We start from the raw sequence: 22,404 nt of genomic DNA, 5'->3' as shown, positions 1-22,404 counted from the left end.
AACTCAGGCGCCACCCGAAACGCGGATGGTCGTGCCCGTGACGTAGCGCGCCGCAGGCGACAACAGCCACACCGCCACTTCCGCGATTTCCTCCGGCTCGCCCACGCGCCCCATCGGGATGCGGCTTGCCACCCGCGCCGGACGTCCCGCGTCGCCGGAGGTAGCGTGGATATCAGTGTGCGTGGTCCCCGGCGCCACGCCGCACACGCGGATGCCCTCGGGCGCAAGCTCTTTGCCGAGGCCCATGGTGAAGGTATCGACTGCCGCTTTGCTGGCTGCGTAGGTTACGTACTCGTTCGGACTGCCTGCGGTGGCCGCGGTCGAACTGATATTGACGATCACCCCGCCCTGCCCATGCTGGCGGAAAGTGGCCAGCGCACGGCGACTGGCCTGCATCAGGCCCAGTACATTGGTGCGGAACACCTGCTCCACAGTCGCCGGATTGGCATCCGCAAACGTGCCCAGCCCGCCGGTGATGCCGGCATTATTCACCAGCCCCGAGACCGGTCCCAGTTCACGTTCAACGGTGGCAAAAAGCCGCTCGATATCCTCATCGCGCGCCACATCCGCCTGCACCGCCAGCGCGCGGCCACCGGCCGCCTCAATGGCCGCCACTACCCGCGCCGCCGCAGCAGCATCGCGCTGGTAATTGACGGCCACCACCCAGCCATCCACCGCCGCCCGGCGCGCAATGGCAGCGCCAATGCCGCGGCTGGCGCCTGTTACGATCAGTATTTTTTCCATGTTCTTAGGGAGAGAGCTAATATTCTGCCGTATTGTAATTAGCGCACTAGAACAATGACATCCGACTTTGAAGAAAAAGCTTGCGCATTACGGCAGAAATGGATGACTGCCCTTATTGGGGAGCGATTCCAGGAAGTCGAACGGGACTTACAGGAGCTTCGCCTTCTCGCTACCACTCGAGACGAGATTTTCGGGGTTCAGGGCGACTTCGCCTCACTGTATGCATTCCAAAATGATCTGGTCAAGGCCGAGGCGGCGCGGCGCGCGCAAATCGCCATAGACGAGTCACGTGTTGAGGGATGGCTCGGTCTGGCCGAACACTTCCATTACTACGATGAAAATCTCGAGAAGGCTTTTAACCATATCGAGAAGGCGCTGGTAGTGGCAATGGATTCAAGTGACCTGGTCCGCCAGGTACTGGGCGTGAAAATCCGCATCTGCCTCAAAATGGCGAACTATCAAGCCGTTGAGCAGGCGCTGGAGATGCTTGTCGGTTATCAGCTGCCACCAGGGGCCTTCGATGTTGCGTTGGAAAGCGACTTCCTTTCCAAAGTTCCGCTCGGAGAAGTTAGCGCCGAACTCATTGCGCGCTATCAATCACTGCTAAAAGCACGGGGGACATGATCGAAACTGGAACTATATTCATGCGGCAGCTGGCCGGGCTTCTGCTTGCGAGTTCATGTATTGCATCGTCGGCAGCAAGTCCTCCACGGGTGCAGGAAGCCAAACTGACTGTGCCCGAAGCTGAGAATGTCGCGATCAGCGAATACCGGAAGCGCTCGGAGCACAGCGACAAGGGTTTCTGTTGATCTCATACGCCAAAACAAGCAAGAGTGGATCTTCGTCGTCGAAGACGCCATTGAACCACCCAGGCCCGGCTCGGAACTGTACGTTTCCATCAACAAGAAAACAGGGAGAACGACTTCCTGGTGGGGAAAGTGAACGAGGTGCCGATTGATCTGTGTCATGGAATCCCTGTCTCCGCCGGGCGAAACTGGCGAAATAGACAAGGAGACCGCCATGCAACGCCTCGAATGGAGCCCGCTGCTGGAAACTGGCGTGGCCGAGATGGATGCTTCCCACCGCGCCCTGCTGCAAGCGATTCACGCAACCATCGACTCTGAAAATAGTTCGCTGCCCAGCCGCATCGCCGAGCTGCTGAGCGCCCTGTCCCTCGACTTCGCCGAAGAGGAAGCCTTGATGGACCAGCTTTACTACCCCGCCGAGCACGAACACCGCGCCGCCCACCGCCGGGCGCTGGCTGCCTTGCAGCACGCGCTGCCCGTTGCACAAGCCGACCCGACCGGTGCCCGCACCCTGCTCGAACGCCTGCCGCGCTGGTTCCTCGGCCACCTGGGCGCCATGGACCTGCCACTGGCGGTCGCCGTGGAAAACGCCGGCCATCCGCATAGCCAGCCCTCCAATGCCAAACTAAGGCAACAGTTGGCGCAATTGCTGCAAGAACAATCAATCTGAATTAACGATACATCTCATCTAAATATATTGGCTTCCGGAATATGTCTGCGCGACATAAGATGACTCCATCAACAACACATTCCCTGAAGGAGCCACACCATGAACAACCAGACCAACACCTCCATCCTGCCACTCGCCGGCCGTATCCTGATGGCTGCCATCTTCGTCATGAGCGGCATAGGAAAGATCGCCAATCCGGGCGCCACCCTCGGCTACATCAATGCCATGGGCCTGCCGTTCCCTGAACTCGCGCTGGCTGGCGCCATCGGCATCGAACTAGTCGGCGGCCTGTTGCTGATTGCCGGCTTGTACACCCGCCCTGTGGCACTGGCGCTGGCCGCATTCTCGATCGTGACTGGCCTGATCTTCCACAGCGCAATCGCTGACCAGAACCAGATGATCCACCTGATGAAGAACCTGGCGATGGCTGGAGGCCTGCTGCAGATTGCTGCCTTCGGCGCCGGTAGCCTGAGCATCGATGCCCGCCGCACCCCAGGTACACTGCGCACCGCTTGAGAAGTTGCAGGGATGTGGCGGAACACTTTAGACTGCGGCACCTGAAGGAGAGTTCAAGAGATGTTTCGCCACATACTGATTCCAAGCGACGGCTCCGCCGCTTCGCAACTGGCAGTGAATGCCGCCCTGCGCATGGCCCGCGAAAGCGGCGCGCGCGTCACGGCGGTTCACGTGCTTCCGGAAGAACCGGCACTGGCCAGCGTAGCCGCCGCGCCGACCGAGAACACGATCCTGGCCGATATCGCGCGCCAGGCCCATACTTTGAACGTGGATTGCACCACGCTCGAAGTGCACGCCGAGCAGCCGCATTCGGCCATCGTTTCCACCGCCCTGCAGCGCAACTGCGACCTGATTGCCATGGCATCGCGCGGGCGCAGCGGCCTGGCCAGCCTGATGCTGGGCAGCCAGACGCAAAAAGTGCTCACGCACAGCAAGATCCCGGTACTGGTGTTCCGCGAAGGCTAGCGTCGGACCGCAACCAGGTCGTCGTAGATCGGCACTGCCGCCATGGCCAGCAGCACGAAGGCCAGCGGCAGCACCGCGCCGAAGCCCACGGCCTTGAAGCCGAACGCCCCGGCCAGCGCGCCAATGAAAAAGGAAGACACCAGCGAAGCGAGGATCTTCACCCGCCGCCAGTCGGCGCCCACGCGCGGCACAGCCTGGTCGTCGCGATTCCAGTAAAGCGCCTTCCCGGCCTCGATGCCCAGATCGGTCACAATGCCGGTCATATGGGTGGTCCGAATTTCGGAGTTGGACAGTTTGGTGATCACGGCATTCTGCAAGCCCATCATGAAGCACAGCAGCATCACAGTGGCCGGCAAAACGATCACGTCGATCGCCTGCAAGCGCGCCCCCATCACCCCAAACGCCAGTAGCAGGATTGCTTCCACCAGCAGCGGCAGGGCGAACTCGCTGTGAAGCTGGCGGCGGCGGGCAAAATTGACCAGGATGGCGCAACAGGCTGCGCCGGCGACAAATGCCAGCAAGGCGCCGGCACAGTCCAGGGCAGCATCAATGGCGCCCAGTGCCATGTCGTCGGCAGCCGATGACAGGATGCCTGTCATGTGCGAGGTGTACTGCTTGACGGCGAGGAAGCCGCCGGCGTTGGCTGCCCCGGCCACGAAGGCCAGGGCGATGCCGAGGTGGCGATTAGCCTGGGCGGCGCGCTGCCGCCCTGTCAGGCTTCTTACATAATTGATCGGCATTCGTCCCCGGCATGGCTTGACCTCAGAGGTAAGCGCTGACGTCGGGACGGGTTGCCAGTGCCTGCTGCACCACCTGCACCACGAACTCGCGGTCAGCGCCGCGCAGTGGCTGGCGTGGGCGGCGAACGTTTTCATTGCCGACACCGACCAGTGCTTCCACCAGTTTCAGATTCTGCACCAGCTTGGTCGAAACGTCGAGGTGCAGCAGCGGCATGAACCACTGGTACAGTTTCAGGGCTTCGGCCAGGCGGCCGGCTTTCACCAGGTTGTACAGGGCCACGGTCTCTTTCGGGAATGCGACCACCAGGCCGGCCAGCAGGCCGTCGGCGCCGAGTGCCAGGCCTTCGAAGGCCAGGTCGTCCACCCCCATGAAGATGGCGTAGCGGTCGCCCACGACGTTACGCAGGTCGGTCACGCGACGGATATTGTCGGTCGATTCCTTGATCGATTCCAGTTCTTCGCAATCCGACAATTCCTTGAAGTCGGCCGGGGTCAGGTCGACCTTGTAGGTCACAGGGTTGTTGTACACCATGATCGGCAGCTTGGCGGCCTTGGCGATCACGCGCAGGTTGGCCTTGGCTTCGAAAGCGTCGGCTGCGTACAGCACGGAAGGCATTACCATGAAGCCGTCCACGCCCAGGTCGCGCGCTTCCTGCACATAGCGCTCGGCATTGGCGGTGCGGGTTTCGCTGACGTTGGCCAGCACCGGCACGCGGCCGTTCGCTACCTTGACGGCGGTCTTGGCGACGGCCAGCTTCTCTTCAAAGGACAGGGTGCTTGCTTCGCCCAGGGAACCGCAGGTCACCAGGCCGTGGCAGCCGCTGTCGATCATGAAGGAGAAGTGCTTCTCCATTTCTGCGTGGTCCAGCTCCTCATTCGCGTGGAATTTGGTGGTTACTGCAGGGAATACGCCTTCCCATTTGATTGCTGCCATTTCAAGTCTCCTTGTGAGGTTCGAGGGTGATAATGCTGCCGGCACGTGCCGGCGAGATCGGTGTACGCACGGCGTCCGGACGCCATCCGTACAGGAAATCAGTTGCGTTGCCGCAGATGCGGCCCTGGCAGGGCCCCATGCCGCAGCGGGTGTGCAGCTTGGCACTGCGCCAGCTCGCGTGCTCGCGCAGTTCGTCGTGGCAGACGTCTTCGCAGCGGCAAACGATGGTGTCGGCTTGCGCCAGCTTGCGCAGATCCTGGCGCAGGGAGAAGGCGCGGGCGAGCCGGGCGCCAAAGCCTTGCCATTTGGCGCGCTCGGTGAACAGCTCCTGCGACATACCTTCGCCGCAAGCCGCCAGGCCGGCGATCCTGCCTTCAACCAGGGCCAGGTCGACGCCGCCGACGCCGGTGCCCTCGCCTGCGCAAAGGACATTCGGCACGGAGGTGCGCTGCCAAAGGTCGGTCTTCACCGCACCCTGCTCGATGTCGCAGCCAAGCGCACGCGCCAGTTCGGTGTTTGGCAGCAGGCCGTAGCCACAGGCGAGGTAGTCGCAATCGATATCGACCTTCCCGCCCTTGCGCTGTACCTGCACGGATGTGAGTTGCACGTCGCCACGGGCGGTCGTTACATAACTGTTGGCGAGGTAGGGAATTCCGCGCAGGGCGACGCCAAGCTTGGCCGCTTGCACTGCCTTCGATGGCGTCAGCGCCAGGCCGGCGGCAAAGCGTGCCAACACGGGCATGCCCGCCTGCTCGACGATGGCGCTGACGATCGCACCACTGTCTTTCAGGGTTGCCGCGACGGCCAGCAGCAGCGGGCCGCTGCCGGCAACGACCACGCGTTTGCCTTGCACGGGATAGCCGCCTTTTGCCAGCGCCTGCAAGCCGCCTGCGCCAGTCACGCCCGGCAACGTCCAGCCGGGGAACGGCAGCAGCAATTCGCGTGCACCGGTGGCCAGGATTAATTGGTTGTAGCGGATGCCGCGGGCCTGTTCGGCGTCCTGCACCAGCAATTCGCCGGGCTGGGTTTGCATCAGCACGCGGGTACCGGGAAATATGGTCACATTGCTGGCCGCTTCCAGCGCCTGCCAGAGCTGGCGTGCCCGCTGGTCCTGCTGCTTCGCCGGCCCGCCGCGCCAGATCTGGCCGCCGGCCAGCGGGTTGTCGTCGACGATGGCGATGCGGCGGGCGTTGCCGTTACTGGCCGCAGCGTGCGCCGCAGCCAGGCCGGCCGGACCGGCGCCGACGATCAGGATGTCAAAGAATTGCGTCATGCAGCAGCTCCCGTCTGCACGTCCATACCCGGGCGGCAAAGCGTTTGGCAGGACAGCACATGCGCCCGGCCGTCGATCGTCACCCGGCATTCCTGGCACACGCCCATGCCGCACAAGGGTGCACGCAACTGACCGCTGACCGAGCGGCGCGTCACGCCTGCAATGGCCGCAGCGACGGTGGTGCCGGCGGCAACCGTCATGCCATGGCCGTCAATAGCCAGAGTGATCGAATCAGCCATACGCCCTCCCCTGCGCATTAAAGCGGCTCGGCAAGTACGGGCGCGTATCAATCCCGGCCTGCCTGCCGGACATCTGCGCCGCCAGCAATTCCGCAGTAGCGAGCGAAGTTGTAATGCCAAGTCCTTCGTGCCCCGTCGCCAGCCAAAGGTTGCGGCGCGTCGGGTCAGGGCCGATCAGCGGCAAACCATCCGGCGTTGCCGCGCGCAAGCCCGTCCAGCAACGCAGTACGTTCAGGCCAGCCAGCGCTGGCGTGTACTCAACGGCCCTGGCCAGCATGCGCGCCATCATCGACGGCTCCGCTGCCAGGTCGACGGTATCGAACTGCCGCGAGGAGCCAATCAATACCTGCCCGGTAGGCCGTGGCTGCAGGTTGAACGCCACCGATTCCCCCTCCGATGCGTGGGCACTCTTGATGTACCCGAGTTCCACCAGCTGATGGTGGATAAATCCTGGATAGCGGTCGGTAATCATGACGTGCCCCTTCTTGGGGCGCAGCGGCAGCTCCGGCGCCAGCGCCAGGCAGCGCGTGCCCGCCGCAAGTACTACCTGCCCTGCCGACAGGCGCGAGCCATCGGCCAGCACGACGCCACCATCTTCAAGCGCTACGACTTCACCCGTCACTAGCGATGCGCCGCGCGCCACCGCGCGCGACAGCAGGATGCGCGCGCTCTTGGGGGGATACACCAGCCCGTCGTCCTGCACCAGCAAGCCACCGGCCAGGTGCGGCCGCAAATTCGGTTCGAGCCGGTACAGCTCCTGCGCGCCAACCACATCGCACTCCAGTCCATGGGCCTTCATGGTGGCAGCCTTGGCACGCGCTGCTTCCAGTTCTTCGTCGTCCGCGGCGACCCAGATGGTGCCGCAACGGCTGTATTCGTGACGCTGCGCCTGGCCTTCCACCAGCTCGCTCCACAGCTCGAGCGAATGGGAGCTCAGGGCCAGTTCGGCCGCGTTATCGTCCATGGCCACCAGGTGGCCCATTCCGGCGGCAGTAGCGCCGCTACCCACCACATCGCGCTCGACCAGCGTCACACGCAAGCCCTGCGCCGACAGGGCATCAGCGCAAGCCGCGCCGATAATCCCAGCGCCGACAATCAGGACGTCCGGTTTCATGCTCAACGAATACCCCAGACAAATGGATCGCTCGGGTCCAGCACCAGGGTCGACTTCGCATTCACCCAGGCCTTGCCGCGAATGCTAGGCAGCACGCGGTCGCCATCGCGGCGATACGAACCTTCGAACACGCTGCCGACGATGCTCTCCTGGCGCCAGACTTCGCCTTCGGCAAGCTTGCCGTCCGCAGCCAGGCAGGCCAGTTTCGCGCTGGTGCCGGTGCCGCAAGGCGAACGGTCGTAAGCGTTGCCCGGGCACAGCACGAAGTTCTGGCTGTCGCCCAAGCCGCTGCTGGAATCGGCAAACAGTTCGATATGGTCGATCAGTGCGCCTTTGTCGCCGGTGATGCCTTGCGCTTCCAGCGCATCCTTGATCGCGGTGGTGTAAGTCGACAGCTCGCGCACATTGCCGAGTTCGAGCTGCTGTCCATGATCGGCCACCAGGAAAAACCAGTTGCCGCCCCAGGCGATATCACCGCGCACTACGCCATATCCAGGCACGTCGACCGGCACATCGCTCGCCTTGCGCCACGATGGCACATTATTCACGGTCACGCTGCCATCTTCATGCAACTGGGCTTCGACTACGCCCACCGGCGTATCGATGCGGTGCACGCCCGCGCTCAAGCGGCCCATGAAAGCCAGCGATGCCACCAGCCCGATGGTGCCGTGACCGCACATGCCAAGGTAGCCGACGTTATTGAAGAAGATGACGCCTGCTGCACAATCCGGCGCATGCGGTTCGCACAGCAGCGCACCCACCAGCACGTCCGAACCGCGTGGTTCGCACACTACGCCGGAACGGAAGCCGTCATGTTCATTACGGAAGCGCACCAGGCGTTCGCTGAGGGGACCGGTGCCCAGGTCAGGGCCGCCGTCAATCACCAGGCGGGTCGGTTCGCCGCCGGTGTGGGAATCGATAATGGCTATGGTTTTCATGCTTGCCATCTTATGCCTTCCCGGGGCCGCCGTCTTGCATCGCCCGACCGCCGAAGATGACGAAATCCGCACAATCGTGTAAAAATGAACAAAATCAGCGGGAGAACACCATGTCAGTGAATATTTTGCACAGTTCGGCGCGCAGCGACCTGGGCGCCAGGATCGGCGATGTCTTCTTTTCCGAGCCGTTGTTCGACGCCCTGCCGGACGTGGTGTTCTTCGTCAAGGACCGCGCCGGGCGTTATGTGGTGGTGAACCAGACACTGGCCCGACGCTGCGGGATGAAAGACAAGACAGGGCTGCTGGGCAAGACCGCCAACGAGGTGTTCGCAGCGCCGCTGGGCCAGCGCTTCCAGGCGCAAGACCAGTCAGTGCTGGACGAAGGCGTGCAGATCGAAGACCAGCTGGAGCTACACCTCTATCCCAACCGCGATCCCGGCTGGTGCCTGACGCAAAAGCGGCCCTTGCGCGACGCGCACGGCTCTATCGTCGGCCTGGCCGGCGTATCGCGCGACCTGGCGATGGCCGATCATAAAAACCCCGCCTACCATAAGGTCGCCGATGCGGTCAGGTTAATCCATGACAAATATGGTGAAACGCTGACGCTGCCGCAGTTGGCTCGCACGGCCAATATGTCGGTAGCGCAGATCGAACGCTACTTCGAACGCATCTTCCACCTCACACCGCGCCAGATGATCATCAAGACGCGCCTGGAGGCCGCCTCGCGCATGCTGGCCGGCGAGTCCAGCGTGTCAGAAATCGCCCAAGCCTGCGGCTACGCCGACCACAGCGCATTCACCCGCCAGTTCCGCGCCACCGTCGGTGTGACACCAAGCGAGTACCGCTTGCTGCTCCGCGAAGGCTAGGGGGAGAAGTCCAACTCTCCACGTTTTTGGCCCGAACGTCTAAAGTGAACTCATTCACCGTTCCGAGATCCAATCTTCAGACTGTTTTCGTTACCGATGCCGTGAAGCTTAATCCCAGCGGTCTAACCGGTATTCGCTGACCTGGTCGCCTGACGTGACCCGCAGCGTTACCTGGTACTGATCGCCCTTCGACAATAGCAAGCCAGCCACATTGTCTTCGCCAAAACCACCCAGGCTATTCGTCTTACTGTATGCCTCGATGGTCGACCTGAAGCCGTGGAACTCGCCTTTCAGGCAAGACGGGAATATTGCCGAATGTCCTCCGCACTTGTTCAAGTCGCGCGCGTTCTTGAGCAATAACACAATGCCGTCGCCATGTTGGGGATGAACCTGCCCCAACCATGCGTGCGGCGGCGCCGTGATCGCCGTTACGTCGTAAAAGCTGCCGGACAAATTGAAATCGCTGGCCGATGATCCGCCGTGGTAGATGTACCAGGCAACCGGGTTACGCTTCTGATCATGGTCCCACTGCAGGATTGGGCGGGCATCGGCATGCACCGCCGATGTCAGAGCAACGAATGAGGTACGCCCAGCCGGCGCCGCCATCTCGATCTTGTCCGCGGTCGGCAACACGGTACGACGGAATTTTTCGAGTGTCATGACCGTCGCCGGCGCCATCATGGATGCTGCATGCGCGCCTACTCCCTTGGGAATAATGCTGGAGAACAGGCCGCCTTTCGCTTCCTGCTTCTCTTGGATACCAGGCTGCCAGATCGTTTCCAGGATATCCGCCATCGTCCCATAACGACGTTGGAGCGCCGTTCCAGCACCCAGCTTTTCGAAAGCCGCTTCGGCGGCCTTGATGGCACCTTCGGTCGGAGCCGCCTGGGGCCGCAGATAGCGCAGCGGATGCATCTTGGCGGCCCAGCTGGCGGCCGCTTCCTCGAACGACTTGCCGGCCGCAATATCGTCCAACAGCGTCGCGATCATGCTCGAACGTGGATGGCAAAAACCTGTCGGCGCGGTAGCCACCATGCGGTAGACGATATTGTCCTTAGCCTGCTGGCCGTCGACCGCGTCACGCGCTGCGTGCAGGTCGACCAGGAATTGCGCCTGGCCCAAAGCGGCTTCTGAATTGGCCAGCGAATCGTCTTTCAGCAGGCGCAATGCCGTGGCGCAGGTGGAAGGCGTGTATTCGTCCAACGCACGAAGCACCGAATCGAACGCTTCCCGCCTGGCACAGGCAGCCTGGAATGCATTATCGAGCCCATTGCCCGCAAAGATTTTTCCCGACTTCACAGCGAAATGGTGCCAACCGCCTTTTTCCGGCTTGCCGAACACCGCTTCACTCGACAGGAACGGCTTGGTGATGCTCGCCCGCCGCACCTTGCGCTGCAGCGCGCCGAGCGCTCCACGGTATGGATCAGGCGCGTCCTCAATATCCCACAATGCAGGCACCAGTTGGCCGTCGTCGCCCACCGTCACCAAACCTCCGAAGCGCTCGATAAACTGCCTGCAGCAGCTGCAGGTTCGCTTCTGGCGCTCGGCCGGATCTTCGCAGGCATCGAGGTATGCGTCGAACATTCCAGCGGCATTGGTCTCGAAGATCGGCCCGGTCAGCGCACTGAAGTGATCATTGATTCGCGTAACAAAAGCGTCAAAGGCGTTGTCGACGGGATGGGCGTGGGTTTGGTCTGTAATCATTAAATTGGCAAGTGCCGCGCAAAGCGTAATAGATGTTTAGACTTATATATTACCATTACGAAATTGCCGGTCTATCAACCCTGCCGGCATCAGTTAGTGCTGAGCAGTATCCCATTTTTTCCCCGTCAGTTTGCGAAGGGATGCCTTGGCAACGACTCAATTACAAAGATTTCACGGCCCGAGCACGCTTTTGGTCGAAGAAGCGCCATACGGCCTCGGGCGTGTCTTCGTCGTGATTCATTTCTCCCATTAGTTTGCGCAGAATCCAGGTAAGGTTTTCCGTACGTGACGAGCCGGTATGTCCACCACCATCAATGCGCAGAAGTTCGACTTGCAGCTGTGCGGGATCGTCACCCCAAGTCAAACGGGTAGCGCTTGTTGGATCGTTAGCCTGCAGATGCGGAAAGCGGTAGGTCACCGGAGTGTCGGCCAGACCACCGAGCGCCCGCCAAATGGCCACAGATTCATCAACCGAGAGACCGCTGCCGCGGCCCGTGAGTCCGAAGGCAGTTACTGCACCGCCATCATACGGTGCAATTTTGTCGGCAGTTCCGTGGGTAAAAAACACCGGCAGCGGATGTGTCGGTGGTTTGCAATGGCTGCGTGCTGCCATAAGGCTGCTTTGCACGCCGATGGCCGCCAATCGAGGGCCCAGTTCAATCCCTGCTCTGTAGGCCATTCCTCCGCCATTGGACGTGCCAAAAATATAGATGCGGCTCGGATCCGCGCCAAATTCGGAAATGGCGCGGTCGATTAGGGCAGACAGAAAACCAACGTCATCCGCTGACGCGTTCGTGGTGGCGTCGCTGCGGCAGTCATTCCAGGCTCGCTTGCCGTCACTCGCTTTAATGCCGTCGGGGGCGATCAGCATTACCTTCTTGCTGGCGGCCAGCTTTGCCCAGTCTAGCGAACGATAGCCGCCAAAGGAGTCTTGACCAAGCATCCACGCCGCGCTGGCGCCGTGGCCATGCAGGAGGATAACAACAGGCCTCAACGTCGAAGACAAGCCTTCCGGTTGCATGACGTAGAAATGGCGAATCCCTTCCGAGCGATCAAGATGGTGACTAGTAATGGTGGCGGCGTATGCCGATTGCAAGCCGAACAAACCAGCGCAAAATGCGGCAAATTTTCTGCGAATGTGCATATATTGGGTTCAGTGATGGGGAAATCTTTTCGACATATATGTCCGTATTAGTTCGCCCGTGCGCGATGACAACTCAAATGGTCGCCATCCACCTGGGGGATCCCACTCGCCGTTAAGATCAAGAGCAAGGAGTTCAGAGGCGGAACCGACCAGCAGGGCAAAGCCGTCAAGCGAATATGATTCCGGATGCCATCCGTGATTCCCATCCGACCGACCACCGCCGCCCTGTAATCGCCAGCCAGCAAGACCCGTTCGAGGAACTCGTTTTGTGCGCGATCTACGAACGAGATTTCAAAGCCCATTACGGAGTGCCGTTGCAGCCGAACTCGCGGTATGCCGGGCGTTCGACAAGACGCTCGATGTAGGCTGCGATAGCGGGGAATTCTGGACGCTCAATTGGTGTCATCAGCCAGCGGTTCAACGACAAGCCGAGGACAATATCAGCTAACGTGAACTGACCGCCGGCCGCGAACGGGCCGCCAGTTGCCAAGTGACGGTCAAGGATGCCGACGTTGCGGTTCCAGGCCGCGGCGCTGGCGGCGATTTGTGCGGGATCGGTAAAGGCTGGGCTTTTGCGCACCAGTGCCATGAAGGCGTAGCGCCAGGACGGATTCAATTCAGTCGCCTGCCAATCCATCCATTGCTCTACACGGGCGCGGGTTTGCGGGTCGGCAGGCAGCAAGTCCTGGCGCCCTGCTTTGCCGCACAGGTAGCGGCAAATACTGTTCGACTCCCACAACACGAAGTCGCCGTCGACCAGCACGGGCACCATCGCGTTTGGGTTCAATGCCAGGAACTCCGGCACATTGGTTGGGCGGTAGCCGTCGCCCCAGTCTTCGCGCTCATAAGACAGACCGGTTTCGGACAGCGTCCACAATACTTTGCGGACATTGATGGAGGTGGGTTTTCCGAGTAGTTTCAGCATGTCGACGATTCTAGCATCGGCCAAAAATTGACGCAGGTCATGGCTGCTAATCGCTGCGGCGACCAGACTGGAAGCATCAATCCCCCCTGGAGCAAGCCATGTTCAAGCACATCCTCTTCCCTACCGACGGTTCGCCAGCATCCGGCGCGGCCCTACATTCGGCCATCAAGTTCGCGCAGGAAGCCGGGGCGCGCGTCACGGCGCTGCACGTGATCCCGGAATTCCACATCTTCACCTACCACCCGGACATGCTGGAGGACACGCGCGGCGTCTACCTGAAGGACAGCGAAGTCCATTCGGCGTCGGTGCTCGATGAAGTGGCCAAGGTGGCCAGCGATTACAACGTGCCTTGCGACGTGGTGCAGCGCCGTTCCGACCAGCCTTACGAAACCATTGTTGCCACCGCTATCGATTACGGCTGCGACATGATCGCGATGGCGACACATGGCTACAAAGGTGTGAAGGGAATGCTGCTTGGGAGCGAGACGCATCGCGTGCTGCTCAACACTCCGGTGCCGGTATTGGTGTTCCGGCCCCAGTAAACATGACGCAAATACACCACAAGTTGCCAAGAGATTTATGACGCCCTCGTCACATAACTCTTTCAAAATTGGACAAAACAACAAATCTGTTCAATCCAAGACAATTCAAACCGGTATATAAGGCCTGCGTCTTAATCGCAAAGCTTTTCCGTATTTGTCGCCGCTCCCGTGCTGCCGCATTCTCGCGCATTATCACAGCACGGGGAAAACCATGACTTTCGCATTTCGCAAGCTAGCGATGGCCGCCGCACTGGCAGCCATCGGCACCGCCCAGGCCTCCACCGCCGACCACCACGAATTCGAAGCCACGCTGCATGCGCCTTACCGCGCTGTCGCCGGCACCAATGAGGCGCGCAGCTTCAAGCTCGAATTCAGCTACCCTTACGCCAAAAACGCCCAGTCCGTGAGCTGGGTGCTGGAAGTTGTTGCGCCGAACGGCAGCGTGGTGGAACGCTGGACCGGCGTCGAGCGCCTGCAAGACAAGCCTGTCACCGTCAACGTTGAATGGGCCGGCCGCAATCGCCGTAACGCCCTGCCGAACGGCATCTACAAGGCACGCCTGCGCGCCATTTCCGACGACGCACAGCGCGGCCTGGCTTCGGGCGCCGACGCGGTACAGCGCCGCATCGCCAGCCACGACGGCGAAATCCACGACCAGGAATGGGAGATTGCCATCGGCCAGCAGGCGCAGGCCAAAGCCGCTGCGGCGCCATCGCTGATGGCCGTCGCACCAGCACCATCCTCGCTGCCCTACACGGTCTACTTCGGCAATATGCACAGCCAGACCAACCACAGCGACGGCGGCGGCGACCTGGGGGCATGCACCGGCGCGCAAAACCCGCAGTCGGCTGCTTACGGCCCGACCGACGCGTTCAACTACGCCAAGAACAGGGGGCTGGACTTCCTGATGGCGTCCGAACATAACCACATGTATGACGGTTCGGACTCCACCAACACCTCCGCCAACCCGGCCACCGCCAAGGCGCTGTATCAGTCCGGCTTGTCGGAAGCGGCCAGCTTCAATGCCGCCAACCCGAACTTCCTGGCAATCTACGGCATGGAATGGGGCGTCATCAACAACGGCGGCCACATGAACATCCTCAACTCCAACGAGTTGCTTGGTTGGGAGAGCAACAGTTCGGGCCAGTTGCTTGCCGACACCTATACCGCGAAGAACGACTACGCCAACCTGTACACCCTGATGCGCCAGCGCGGCTGGCTGGGCCAGTTCAACCACCCGTCGACCAGCGGCCAGTTCCTGGTCAACGGCGTGGCCCTGGGCTATACGGCAGACGGTGACGAAGCCATGGCGCTGTGCGAAGTGATGAACACCTCCGCCTTCTCCGTCAACACCACCGAAACCGAAACGGGCCGCAGCAATTACGAAGGCGCTTGCAAGAAGGCGCTGGAAGCCGGCTTCCACGTCGCCTTCACCACCGACCAGGACAACCACTGCGCCAACTGGGGGGCCTCCTACACCAACCGTACCGGCGTACTGATCCCGAACGGCACCGCGCTGTCCACGGCCAGCTTCATGGACGCGATCCGCGCCCGCCGCGTCTTCGCGACCATGGACAAGACTTCGCAACTGGTGCTGACCGCCAACGGCCATATCATGGGCGAGCGCTTCACCAACAGCGGCACGCTGAACCTGGTGGCCAACTTCACCAGCAGCTCCGGCAAAACCGTGTCGACCTCGGAATTCTATGAAGGCGTCCCGGGCCGCAACGGTACCGTGACCCTGCTCGCCGCCAGCGCCAACACCACCATCACACCGGCCGACGGTGCGCACTTCTACTATGCCAAGGTCACCCAGGACGACGGCAATATCCTGTGGTCGGCCCCGGTCTGGGTGACGCAGCAGGGCTCCGCCGGTGGCGACACCGTGGCGCCGACCGTAAGCGCTTCGAGCACCGGCAGCAGCGGCACCATCACCCTCAACGCCAACGCTACCGACAATGTGGGCGTGACCAAGGTCGAGTTCTACGTGGACGGCGCACTGAAAGGCAGCGACACCGCCGCGCTATGGTCCTATGCCTTCAACTCCACCGGCGTGAGCAACGGCAGCCACGTGCTGACTGCAAAGGCCTTCGACGCCGCCGGCAACAGCGCGCTGTCCTCCGGCGTCAACTTCAGCGTGAATAACACGACCACCTCGCAGCAGCTGATGTTGAACAGCGGCTTTGAATCCGGCAGCACCAGCTGGAGCGCATCCAGCGGCGTGATCACCAGCGACTCGTCCGTATTGGCCCACGGCGGCACCTGGAAGGCATGGATGAACGGCTACGGCAGCGCGCATACCGACACCATCTACCAGCAGGTGAGCATCCCGTCGACCGCCACCAGCGCGACCCTGGGCTTCTGGCTGAAGATTACTTCGGACGAAACCACCACGACCCAGGCTTACGACACGCTGAAAGTCCAGGTGCGCAGCAGCAGCGGCGCCGTGCTGGCAACGCTGGCCACCTACTCGAACCTGAACAAGGGTTCCAGCTATGTGCAGCGCACCTTCGATATGAGCGCATACAAAGGCCAGACCGTGCGCGTCTACTTCGAAGGCGTGGAAGGCTCCGCCGTCGCCACCTCCTTCATCCTGGATGACGTTACGCTGAACGTGCAGTAATTTTGCTCAGTTGCGTATCTCGCGCAAGCCCTTGCCAAGCTTGCGCCGCAACAGCGTGCGCAATGTCACGCCGTCGCGATAACCCACCTGCTCGGCGATGCGGTCGACGTTCTGGTCGCTGGTCTTGAGCAGGTGGACCGCGCGTTCAATGCGCAAATCCTGCACATAATTCACCGGCGTCTTGCCCAGCACCTCCTGCAGGCGCCGCGCCAGCGTACGCTTGCTGGTGGCCAGTGCCGCAGCAGCGGCCTCCAGGTTGAAGCCTTCGGCCAGGTGCTGCCTCACCCAGCGGTCGAAAGCCGCCACCAGTGGATCGGCATGGGCCAGGTGGTCTGAAATCACATACGCCGATTGCGCCGGCAGCGCATCCACCACCAGGTAGCGCGCCACCATCGCCGCCAGTTCAGGGCTGGCTTGCCGGATCAGCGACAGCGACATATCGAGGTGACTGAGCGCCGCACCCGCCGTGATGAACTGGCCCGAGGCCAACACCATGCGCTGCGCATCCAGCCGCACCAAGGGATAGCGCTGGCGGAACATGGGCGTCAGCCACCAGGTCGTCGTCGCCTCCTCGCCATCCAGCAAACCGCTTTCGGCCAGCACGAAGGTGCCGATACAGGCGGCCGCAATGCGCACGCCCTGTCCGGCCAGTTCGCGCAGCGCATCGCCAGCATCCGCCACTTCGGCCGAGGCCAGCGCTGCCTCCAGAGGCACCGGCATCTTGTGGCCAATGGCTGGCAGGATAAGAAGGTCGGCAGCGGGCGCCGAAGCCAAAGGCGCGACCGGCACCTGCATTCCCTGCGCACTGCGCACTGTGGGGCGCAGCCCGGCCAGCGTGACGTTGAAGACCGGCTGCGGCGCCGCCAGCATGGGCGCCAGTTCATTGGCTGTAGTGAAGGCGTCCAGCACGGCCGACAGGCCGGTGTCGAACACGCTGTCGAGGGCAAGCACGGTAATGTTCATGGCGCGATCGATACCAAAGATGTCAATCTCGCCAATTTAACCGCAGGCCCGCCGCCGGTAAAGTACCTCCATCGCAGTTTCGCGATCAATCCAACAAGGAGATAGCCATGATCAAGTACGCACTGTTCGCCCGTTTCGAAGCCAAACCGGGCAAGGAAGCCGCCGTTGCCGACTTCCTCCACACCGGCCTGGCGCTGGCCAAGCAGGAACCGGGCACCAAATACTGGTTCGCCCTGCGCCTGTCGGAACGTGTGTTCGGCGTGTTCGACGCTTTCGAAACCGAGGAGGCGCGCCAGGGCCACTTGAACGGCCCGATTGCGCAAGCCTTGATGGCCCAGGCGCCTGAACTGTTCGCCGCGCCGCCAAGCATCGAGCCGATCGAGGTGCTGGGCCTGAAAGCCGCGTAATCACTGGTCGTCGGAGGAGACGAAATTGTACTTCTTCTTCAACTCCTCCACTTCCGCCTTATTGCTCTGCATGAAACGGCGGAACTCCTCCACCAACTTCGGGTATTTGTGCGAGGACAGGTACCACTGGCCGGATGCATGCGGCAGGTCCGGGTCGTACGTTACCGGCACCTGCGGCAGCTTGCGGATCTGGGTCCAGTAATGGCGGGCGATACGCGTGTTCATGTAGGCGCCGTCGACGCGCCGCATGATCAGCTTTTCGTACAGGGCATCGTAGTCGGCCGTCTCCTCGATGCGCAGGGAACCGGCCGACATCAGTTGCTGGTACGGGTAAGGCGTGAAGCCAAGCGGGATGCCGAGGGTTTTCAGGCGCCCCACGCCTTTGCCCATGTTCTCCGGCCGGACCAGCACACCGTCGGTAAATTCCAGTACCGGGGCGTAGCTGATTTTCAGTTCCTTCTTCATCTCCACCACCCAGTTCGGGTTGTCCGGAAATGACAGGTCGACCTGCCCGTCGACAAACAGGCGATCGCGCCGCTTCAGGGGATAGGATTCGTACGTGAAGGTGTAGCCCATCTGGCGGGCAAAAGCATCAAGGATGTCCCTGCCCAGGCCAGCGTACACCCCGTTCCTCACTTCGGAGTACGGCAGCCAGTTCCTGTAATCCTCAACGCCTACGGAGAAGGTTTTTTTGTCGGCCGCCTGCACGGCGCCTGTCACCAGCAATCCGGCCAACAAACCTCTCCACATGACGCACCCCTGTCATTCAAGCTGGTAGGCGTAAATGTTGACGACGTTGAAAGTGGTGTCGGGCACGTACACGCGCCGGTCGCGCGCGTAGATGAAGAACGGCATCCAGACGCCGCCAACTTCGGGATACTTTTTAAATACAAGCTCTCCCGTTACGTATTCTAGCGTGTCCTCGCCGATGCGGAAGATCTTCAGCGCTCGGTTTACCAAATCGTTGACAATCAGGTGACCCTCCTGGTCTACGCACAGGCTGGCCGGCAGGTAGAACTTGTCGGCATCCTTTTCCAGGTCGTCGCAATAGCCCGCACGGCCGTAGCTCCACAGGCTGTTGCCCTCGCGGTCGAAGACCCGGATGCAGTTGTTGAACTGGTCGCACACGAAGACGCGGTCCTGGGCATCGATCGTCACGTCGCAAGGTGCAAAGCTGGCCAACGGTTGACCGTTCTCCATCCATTGGAAATTCCTGACGAAGGACACCAGGCCGGTAGGCTGCAACTGCCACATCGAGATACGGTTGTTCAGCGAGTCGGCGATGTAGATTTCGCCGTGGCTGTTCACTTCCAGCCCTTGCGGCGCCTTCAGCGTGCCGTTGCCGCCCAGGCCTTCGCGCGCGAATGGCAGGCCATAGTTCAACAGGTGTCCGTTCGGCCCGAACTGGAACATCGACACCGTGCAGGCGTTGAAGTTGGTGACAAACACCAGCGGTGTGCCGGGACAGATTTGGCCAAGCAGCGGCTGCGACGGATAGTACACCGCCATCGCCAGCCCGCCGGGCATGAAGAAACCGCGCATCATGTCCTGCAACTGCGCGATCGGATCGGCCGAGGTGTTAAAGGTCTTCATGCACCAGTTGCCGGAATCGATGTTATAGGACGAAGTGGCAGCCCCCGCCAAAGGATCCAGGCGCGCGTGGTGCTTCAGCTGGTCGTACCAGTACTTGTAGATATTGGCCGTGGCGCTGGCCCAGCTATCGATCCAGTTCGACTGCGGCAAGGTTCCGCTGCCTTCGCGCTTGGGGTCGACGCCGATCACCGACGTCATGCAGTTGAACTGCGAGGTAACAGCCTTTGCCGCCTGGTTGTCGCGCCGGTGGCCGACGGCATCGAGCAGGATCGCATCCTGGTCGCCACCGTCGCGGTCCGGTGCAATGCGCATCTTCAGCACCGTGGATGCGAACGGCTCGGTCACGTAATAGACGTTGGCGTCGGCTGCGGCACAGATCTGGTAAGGGCCGACGAAGACGGCATCTTCCAGCGACCCGTACACCAGGTCGGAAATCGAATGTATGGCTTGCGGCTTGTGGTTCCACAGCGGCAGCATGCCCTCCACCACCGTCAACAGCTTGCCGTCGGTATCGTAGACCGTGATCGAATCCTCCACCTGTCCTGGCACGAAGATGCGGTCATTGATCACGCACACGGAGCGCATGACATTGAACTTGCCGATGCCGGCCGGATTGCCGAAGCTGTGCAGCAGCGAAGTCTCGCCCGGGCACTGCACGCGTTCGTTCTTGATCGGCCAGGCGGTATCGATCTTCAGCACTTCGTAGCGGCCGGTATTGGCCAGGTACAGGTTGCCGTGCGAGTCCGACGCCAGGCCCTGCGGCCACAGCAGGTCATGTACGCTGTTGGCATCGTCGATGGTACGGAACTGCAGCACGAACTTGCCGTCGGGCGTGAACTTCACGCAGCGGCTGCGGTCATCGCCTTCGGTATGGAAGAATTCATCGCACACGTAGACAAAGTGCTCGCCGCTGGCTTCCTTCACGATGGTGATGCCATTCGGGTCGCTCAGTGGCACGAACCCTTTACCGTTGATGCCATCGGCCGCGTCGCCAAAAGCGAACTGGAAGTCGACCGAGTGCTCGTCGTACTCGAACACCACGATGCGGCCATTGCCCATGTCGGTGCAGTACATCAGGTCCTGTTCCGGATGCGGGCAGAGGTGGAATGGCATCAGCAGGCGGCGCGCCTGTTCGGTTCCCTCGCCCGGCGTATCGATCACGTGCAGCAGCGTGTTCAGGTCGGCCGTGAATACCAGCAGGCGGCTGTTGCCGGTGTCGCACACCCAGACATGATCGTAATGGTCGCGCGCAATGCCGACCGGGGAGTTCATGGTGAAGTCGTCAGGCAGTTCGCCGCGTGCCGTCGTGCCCGGCATGACGAGTTCGCCGTAGTGCGTAATATGATGAAATTTGCTCATGGCCATCCCTGCCCGTTAATGGAGCATTCCAGTATCCCGGTTGCCCGAAAATTCAGCAACATAGGCAGGAAAGCCCTTAACGGCAGGGGCGGCGAGCTATCAATTGGCTAGGTGGCAGCCTCAGAACGGCACGCTTGCCGTGAACCAGGCGCGTACTTTGGAGGTCTTGCCATCCCCATCTTCACCCCTGGCCCCCGGTGCCGGATTGTCGCCGAGCTTGCGCGCCACCTGCACCTGCAGCATGGCGCCGCTTGCGCCGCGCCACGCCGCGCCCAGGCCCGCACCTTTCAGGGTATAGCTGTTGCCTGGGCCGTTTTCGGCCAGGGCGCCCGCGTACAAGCCCTTATTCAGGCGCACGCGGCCCACGTCCACGAACGCCGACAAGTCGGTGCGCAGGTCCTGCAATTCGTAGTGCAGTTCGGTACTCAGTACATGCCCCTCGTCGCCGCTGGCCTCGCCGGCCGGATAGGCGCGCACGCGCCCCGCGCCGCCAAGCGAGAATTTTTCGCCGGACTCCAGGTTGCGCGACGCGAACTGGCCGCTGGCATTGAGCAGCAATCCAAGGTTACCGGCCAGGCGCTGGAAACGCCCCAGCGTGTAGGCCAGGTGGGAGAAGCGGCCGTCGCTGCGCGCGCCGGCAGCATCCGCAGCCGCCGACGCCGGGTTGCCGCCGAGGTCCAGGTGGCCGAGGCTCAACTCCAGGCTGGCCTGGGTCATCGCGTCCTGTTCCTGGCGGCTGAAACTCACCGCCATTGGCAATACCTTGACATGCTTGTCGCTGGTCTGGGCGCCGTTGGCAAAGTTTTCGTAGCGCTTATCGTCGTAGCCGGTGCGCAGCTGGATGTTGGTGCTGCGCGTGCGCAGCAGCGGATACGTGACGATCATTTGCGACACCGACGCCGTGCCGTGCGCGTCCAGCGACTTGAATTCCTCGCCCAGCTTGTAGCGCAGGCGCGAGAACGCGGCGCCGGCCTTCAGGCCCTTGAATCCCATCGGCGCAACATAGCCCGCACGGCCATAAGTGAAGCCGTCGCCGGCGCTGGATGCGAGCAGCGACAACTGGCCGCCGTAGCCGCCCAGGTCGTTCAGTACAAGATTGCCCGACAAGCGGGTGGCGCCTGTATAGCGGTTGCTGGAATTGTCCAGGCTCAGCGAACCGCTGGCCATGCGGCTCTCGCTTACTTGCACCGCCAGTTCGGACTCGCCGATGCCCTGCCCCTGGCTCAATTCTGCGCGCGCACCCATCCCAGGCAAATCCTGCGTCAACAACAGCGCGCGCTCCAGGCGGTCCTCCTGCACCGGTTGCCCCTGCCGCACCAGTGCATCGAGGTAGCGCCGCGCGATCTCGGGACGCAGGCGCACCTCGCCATCCGGTACCATCCGCAACTGGGAGATGCGTCCTTCCAGCACCTGGATCGTCACCTCGCCGTCGCCGATTTCCTGCGCCGGCAATACTGCGCTTGCCACGAAATAGCCGCGGGCACGGTAGTAGTTCGTCACCGCATTGCAGGCCTGCTGCAGTTCCGCAAACGTCAGCTCACGGCCGGAAAATGGCGCCAGGACGACCTGCAATTCGGATGTATCGAATACGCCCACGCCTTGCAGCGTGAAGCGGCGCACCATCACCTTCTGGGCGCCTTCCAGCGCCAGGCCGGGCACGGGGCCCGCGTCAGGCAGCACTTTCCCGGTCGCTGCCGGCTGGCGCACAAGAGCCGGCGGGCGGTTCTGTTCGAGGATGCGGCCGGCGTCCGGCAAGGCCTGCGCCAGCGCGAACGCCGGTCCGCCCAGGATGGCAAGCGCCAGGCTGTTTTTGGTATGTTTCTGCACTTCTTTTTCCCT

Annotated in this window: 22 protein-coding genes; 8 read left to right on the top strand and 14 right to left on the bottom strand. The window is 61.9% G+C overall.

Translation table 11 applies throughout. From position 1 onward, the window contains the following. Window positions 1–3: 3 nt before the first annotated feature. On the bottom strand, window positions 4–744 hold the full coding sequence (locus ASD07_RS04605; protein ID WP_055925989.1) for an SDR family oxidoreductase: 741 nt from the start codon (window positions 742–744) through the stop codon (window positions 4–6). Between the two features lie 54 nt (window positions 745–798). Here ASD07_RS04605 and ASD07_RS04600 point away from each other — a divergent pair, with 54 nt between their 5' ends. The 4 genes from ASD07_RS04600 (at window position 799) to ASD07_RS04585 (ending at window position 3,201) form a co-directional block, all read left to right on the top strand. Further along, window positions 799–1,368, top strand: a complete 570-nt coding sequence (locus tag ASD07_RS04600; protein WP_162246533.1) for a hypothetical protein — start codon at window positions 799–801, stop codon at window positions 1,366–1,368. A gap of 396 nt (window positions 1,369–1,764) precedes the next feature. Continuing rightward, the gene (locus tag ASD07_RS04595) at window positions 1,765–2,220 is read left to right on the top strand and encodes a hemerythrin domain-containing protein (protein WP_162246532.1); all 456 of its coding nucleotides are present in this window, start codon (window positions 1,765–1,767) and stop codon (window positions 2,218–2,220) included. 99 nt (window positions 2,221–2,319) lie between these two features. After that, window positions 2,320–2,736: a DoxX family protein gene (locus ASD07_RS04590; protein WP_055925980.1), complete on the top strand. Its 417-nt coding sequence runs from the start codon at window positions 2,320–2,322 to the stop codon at window positions 2,734–2,736. Between the two features lie 60 nt (window positions 2,737–2,796). Then, entirely contained in the window at window positions 2,797–3,201 is a 405-nt protein-coding gene (locus ASD07_RS04585; protein ID WP_055925977.1) for a universal stress protein, read from the top strand. Here ASD07_RS04585 and ASD07_RS04580 read toward each other — a convergent pair. From ASD07_RS04580 to ASD07_RS04555, 6 genes are read right to left on the bottom strand one after another with little or no spacing between them, the layout of a single operon-like run. After that, a complete protein-coding gene (locus ASD07_RS04580; protein WP_055925975.1) occupies window positions 3,198–3,941 on the bottom strand; it encodes a YoaK family protein in 744 nt (247 codons plus the stop codon). The genes ASD07_RS04585 and ASD07_RS04580 overlap by 4 nt on opposite strands. Window positions 3,942–3,963: 22 nt before the next feature. Further along, window positions 3,964–4,875, bottom strand: a complete 912-nt coding sequence (locus ASD07_RS04575; protein ID WP_055925972.1) for a dihydrodipicolinate synthase family protein — start codon at window positions 4,873–4,875, stop codon at window positions 3,964–3,966. Window position 4,876: 1 nt separating this feature from the next. Next, window positions 4,877–6,148 (bottom strand): FAD/NAD(P)-binding oxidoreductase, encoded by a 1,272-nt coding sequence (locus ASD07_RS04570; protein WP_055925969.1) that lies wholly within the window; start codon window positions 6,146–6,148, stop codon window positions 4,877–4,879. Further along, window positions 6,145–6,387 (bottom strand): 2Fe-2S iron-sulfur cluster-binding protein, encoded by a 243-nt coding sequence (locus ASD07_RS04565; protein ID WP_055925966.1) that lies wholly within the window; start codon window positions 6,385–6,387, stop codon window positions 6,145–6,147. The genes ASD07_RS04570 and ASD07_RS04565 overlap by 4 nt, the downstream gene beginning before the upstream one ends. Beyond that, a complete protein-coding gene (locus ASD07_RS04560; protein ID WP_055925963.1) occupies window positions 6,380–7,501 on the bottom strand; it encodes an FAD-binding oxidoreductase in 1,122 nt (373 codons plus the stop codon). Before ASD07_RS04560 ends, ASD07_RS04565 begins: the two co-directional genes overlap by 8 nt. Before the next feature lie 2 nt (window positions 7,502–7,503). Continuing rightward, the gene (locus ASD07_RS04555; protein ID WP_304439084.1) at window positions 7,504–8,448 is read right to left on the bottom strand and encodes a 4-hydroxyproline epimerase; all 945 of its coding nucleotides are present in this window, start codon (window positions 8,446–8,448) and stop codon (window positions 7,504–7,506) included. A gap of 101 nt (window positions 8,449–8,549) precedes the next feature. Here ASD07_RS04555 and ASD07_RS04550 point away from each other — a divergent pair, with 101 nt between their 5' ends. After that, window positions 8,550–9,305 carry an AraC family transcriptional regulator gene (locus ASD07_RS04550; RefSeq protein WP_156397867.1) on the top strand — a complete coding sequence of 252 codons (756 nt, stop codon included), beginning with the start codon at window positions 8,550–8,552 and terminating at the stop codon, window positions 9,303–9,305. Window positions 9,306–9,413: 108 nt separating this feature from the next. Here the strand turns inward: ASD07_RS04550 and ASD07_RS04545 are convergent, their stop codons facing one another. From ASD07_RS04545 to ASD07_RS04530, 3 genes are all read right to left on the bottom strand, one after another. Continuing rightward, window positions 9,414–11,009 carry a hypothetical protein gene (locus ASD07_RS04545; RefSeq protein ID WP_055925956.1) on the bottom strand — a complete coding sequence of 532 codons (1,596 nt, stop codon included), beginning with the start codon at window positions 11,007–11,009 and terminating at the stop codon, window positions 9,414–9,416. A gap of 160 nt (window positions 11,010–11,169) precedes the next feature. Then, on the bottom strand, window positions 11,170–12,153 hold the full coding sequence (locus ASD07_RS04540) for a PHB depolymerase family esterase (protein WP_055925954.1): 984 nt from the start codon (window positions 12,151–12,153) through the stop codon (window positions 11,170–11,172). 301 nt (window positions 12,154–12,454) lie between these two features. Further along, on the bottom strand, window positions 12,455–13,078 hold the full coding sequence (locus ASD07_RS04530) for a glutathione S-transferase family protein (protein WP_055925947.1): 624 nt from the start codon (window positions 13,076–13,078) through the stop codon (window positions 12,455–12,457). Window positions 13,079–13,176: 98 nt separating this feature from the next. On the opposite strand from ASD07_RS04530, the gene ASD07_RS04525 reads away from it, so the two are divergent. Together ASD07_RS04525 and ASD07_RS04520 are read left to right on the top strand one after the other, a co-directional pair. Further along, window positions 13,177–13,620 carry a universal stress protein gene (locus ASD07_RS04525; protein ID WP_055925944.1) on the top strand — a complete coding sequence of 148 codons (444 nt, stop codon included), beginning with the start codon at window positions 13,177–13,179 and terminating at the stop codon, window positions 13,618–13,620. 211 nt (window positions 13,621–13,831) lie between these two features. Then, a complete protein-coding gene (locus ASD07_RS04520; protein WP_055925941.1) occupies window positions 13,832–16,243 on the top strand; it encodes a CehA/McbA family metallohydrolase in 2,412 nt (803 codons plus the stop codon). 6 nt (window positions 16,244–16,249) lie between these two features. Here ASD07_RS04520 and ASD07_RS04515 read toward each other — a convergent pair whose 3' ends face one another. After that, window positions 16,250–17,206, bottom strand: a complete 957-nt coding sequence (locus ASD07_RS04515) for a GlxA family transcriptional regulator (protein WP_055925938.1) — start codon at window positions 17,204–17,206, stop codon at window positions 16,250–16,252. Between the two features lie 107 nt (window positions 17,207–17,313). On the opposite strand from ASD07_RS04515, the gene ASD07_RS04510 reads away from it, so the two are divergent. After that, window positions 17,314–17,613: a putative quinol monooxygenase gene (locus ASD07_RS04510; protein WP_055925936.1), complete on the top strand. Its 300-nt coding sequence runs from the start codon at window positions 17,314–17,316 to the stop codon at window positions 17,611–17,613. On the opposite strand, the gene ASD07_RS04505 is transcribed toward ASD07_RS04510, so the two are convergent. The 3 genes from ASD07_RS04505 to ASD07_RS04495 all read right to left on the bottom strand — a co-directional run bounded on the left by ASD07_RS04505 (window position 17,614) and on the right by ASD07_RS04495 (window position 22,392). Further along, entirely contained in the window at window positions 17,614–18,348 is a 735-nt protein-coding gene (locus ASD07_RS04505) for an ABC transporter substrate-binding protein (protein WP_055925933.1), read from the bottom strand. A gap of 27 nt (window positions 18,349–18,375) precedes the next feature. After that, window positions 18,376–20,565 (bottom strand): NHL repeat-containing protein, encoded by a 2,190-nt coding sequence (locus ASD07_RS04500; RefSeq protein WP_156397866.1) that lies wholly within the window; start codon window positions 20,563–20,565, stop codon window positions 18,376–18,378. A gap of 120 nt (window positions 20,566–20,685) precedes the next feature. Next, window positions 20,686–22,392 (bottom strand): ShlB/FhaC/HecB family hemolysin secretion/activation protein, encoded by a 1,707-nt coding sequence (locus tag ASD07_RS04495; RefSeq protein ID WP_055925927.1) that lies wholly within the window; start codon window positions 22,390–22,392, stop codon window positions 20,686–20,688. Window positions 22,393–22,404: the final 12 nt, after the last annotated feature.

The sequence above is a fragment of the Duganella sp. Root336D2 genome (assembly GCF_001425005.1).
In the GTDB taxonomy this organism is placed as follows: Bacteria; Pseudomonadota; Gammaproteobacteria; order Burkholderiales; family Burkholderiaceae_D; genus Rugamonas.
The sequence above is the reverse complement of the archived record's forward strand: the minus strand, read 5'-3'. Positions and strand labels throughout refer to the sequence as shown.

What these genes read in the sequence shown, in the direction of transcription:
- ASD07_RS04605 (WP_055925989.1), bottom strand. Translation starts at nt 744, where the DNA reads ATGGAAAAAATACTGATCGTAACAGGCGCCAGCCGCGGCATTGGCGCT.
- ASD07_RS04600 (WP_162246533.1), top strand. Translation starts at nt 799, where the DNA reads ATGACATCCGACTTTGAAGAAAAAGCTTGCGCATTACGGCAGAAATGG.
- ASD07_RS04595 (WP_162246532.1), top strand. Translation starts at nt 1,765, where the DNA reads ATGCAACGCCTCGAATGGAGCCCGCTGCTGGAAACTGGCGTGGCCGAG.
- ASD07_RS04590 (WP_055925980.1), top strand. Translation starts at nt 2,320, where the DNA reads ATGAACAACCAGACCAACACCTCCATCCTGCCACTCGCCGGCCGTATC.
- ASD07_RS04585 (WP_055925977.1), top strand. Translation starts at nt 2,797, where the DNA reads ATGTTTCGCCACATACTGATTCCAAGCGACGGCTCCGCCGCTTCGCAA.
- ASD07_RS04580 (WP_055925975.1), bottom strand. Translation starts at nt 3,941, where the DNA reads ATGCCGATCAATTATGTAAGAAGCCTGACAGGGCGGCAGCGCGCCGCC.
- ASD07_RS04575 (WP_055925972.1), bottom strand. Translation starts at nt 4,875, where the DNA reads ATGGCAGCAATCAAATGGGAAGGCGTATTCCCTGCAGTAACCACCAAA.
- ASD07_RS04570 (WP_055925969.1), bottom strand. Translation starts at nt 6,148, where the DNA reads ATGACGCAATTCTTTGACATCCTGATCGTCGGCGCCGGTCCGGCCGGC.
- ASD07_RS04565 (WP_055925966.1), bottom strand. Translation starts at nt 6,387, where the DNA reads ATGGCTGATTCGATCACTCTGGCTATTGACGGCCATGGCATGACGGTT.
- ASD07_RS04560 (WP_055925963.1), bottom strand. Translation starts at nt 7,501, where the DNA reads ATGAAACCGGACGTCCTGATTGTCGGCGCTGGGATTATCGGCGCGGCT.
- ASD07_RS04555 (WP_304439084.1), bottom strand. Translation starts at nt 8,448, where the DNA reads ATGGCAAGCATGAAAACCATAGCCATTATCGATTCCCACACCGGCGGC.
- ASD07_RS04550 (WP_156397867.1), top strand. Translation starts at nt 8,550, where the DNA reads ATGTCAGTGAATATTTTGCACAGTTCGGCGCGCAGCGACCTGGGCGCC.
- ASD07_RS04545 (WP_055925956.1), bottom strand. Translation starts at nt 11,009, where the DNA reads ATGATTACAGACCAAACCCACGCCCATCCCGTCGACAACGCCTTTGAC.
- ASD07_RS04540 (WP_055925954.1), bottom strand. Translation starts at nt 12,153, where the DNA reads ATGCACATTCGCAGAAAATTTGCCGCATTTTGCGCTGGTTTGTTCGGC.
- ASD07_RS04530 (WP_055925947.1), bottom strand. Translation starts at nt 13,078, where the DNA reads ATGCTGAAACTACTCGGAAAACCCACCTCCATCAATGTCCGCAAAGTA.
- ASD07_RS04525 (WP_055925944.1), top strand. Translation starts at nt 13,177, where the DNA reads ATGTTCAAGCACATCCTCTTCCCTACCGACGGTTCGCCAGCATCCGGC.
- ASD07_RS04520 (WP_055925941.1), top strand. Translation starts at nt 13,832, where the DNA reads ATGACTTTCGCATTTCGCAAGCTAGCGATGGCCGCCGCACTGGCAGCC.
- ASD07_RS04515 (WP_055925938.1), bottom strand. Translation starts at nt 17,206, where the DNA reads ATGAACATTACCGTGCTTGCCCTCGACAGCGTGTTCGACACCGGCCTG.
- ASD07_RS04510 (WP_055925936.1), top strand. Translation starts at nt 17,314, where the DNA reads ATGATCAAGTACGCACTGTTCGCCCGTTTCGAAGCCAAACCGGGCAAG.
- ASD07_RS04500 (WP_156397866.1), bottom strand. Translation starts at nt 20,565, where the DNA reads ATGAGCAAATTTCATCATATTACGCACTACGGCGAACTCGTCATGCCG.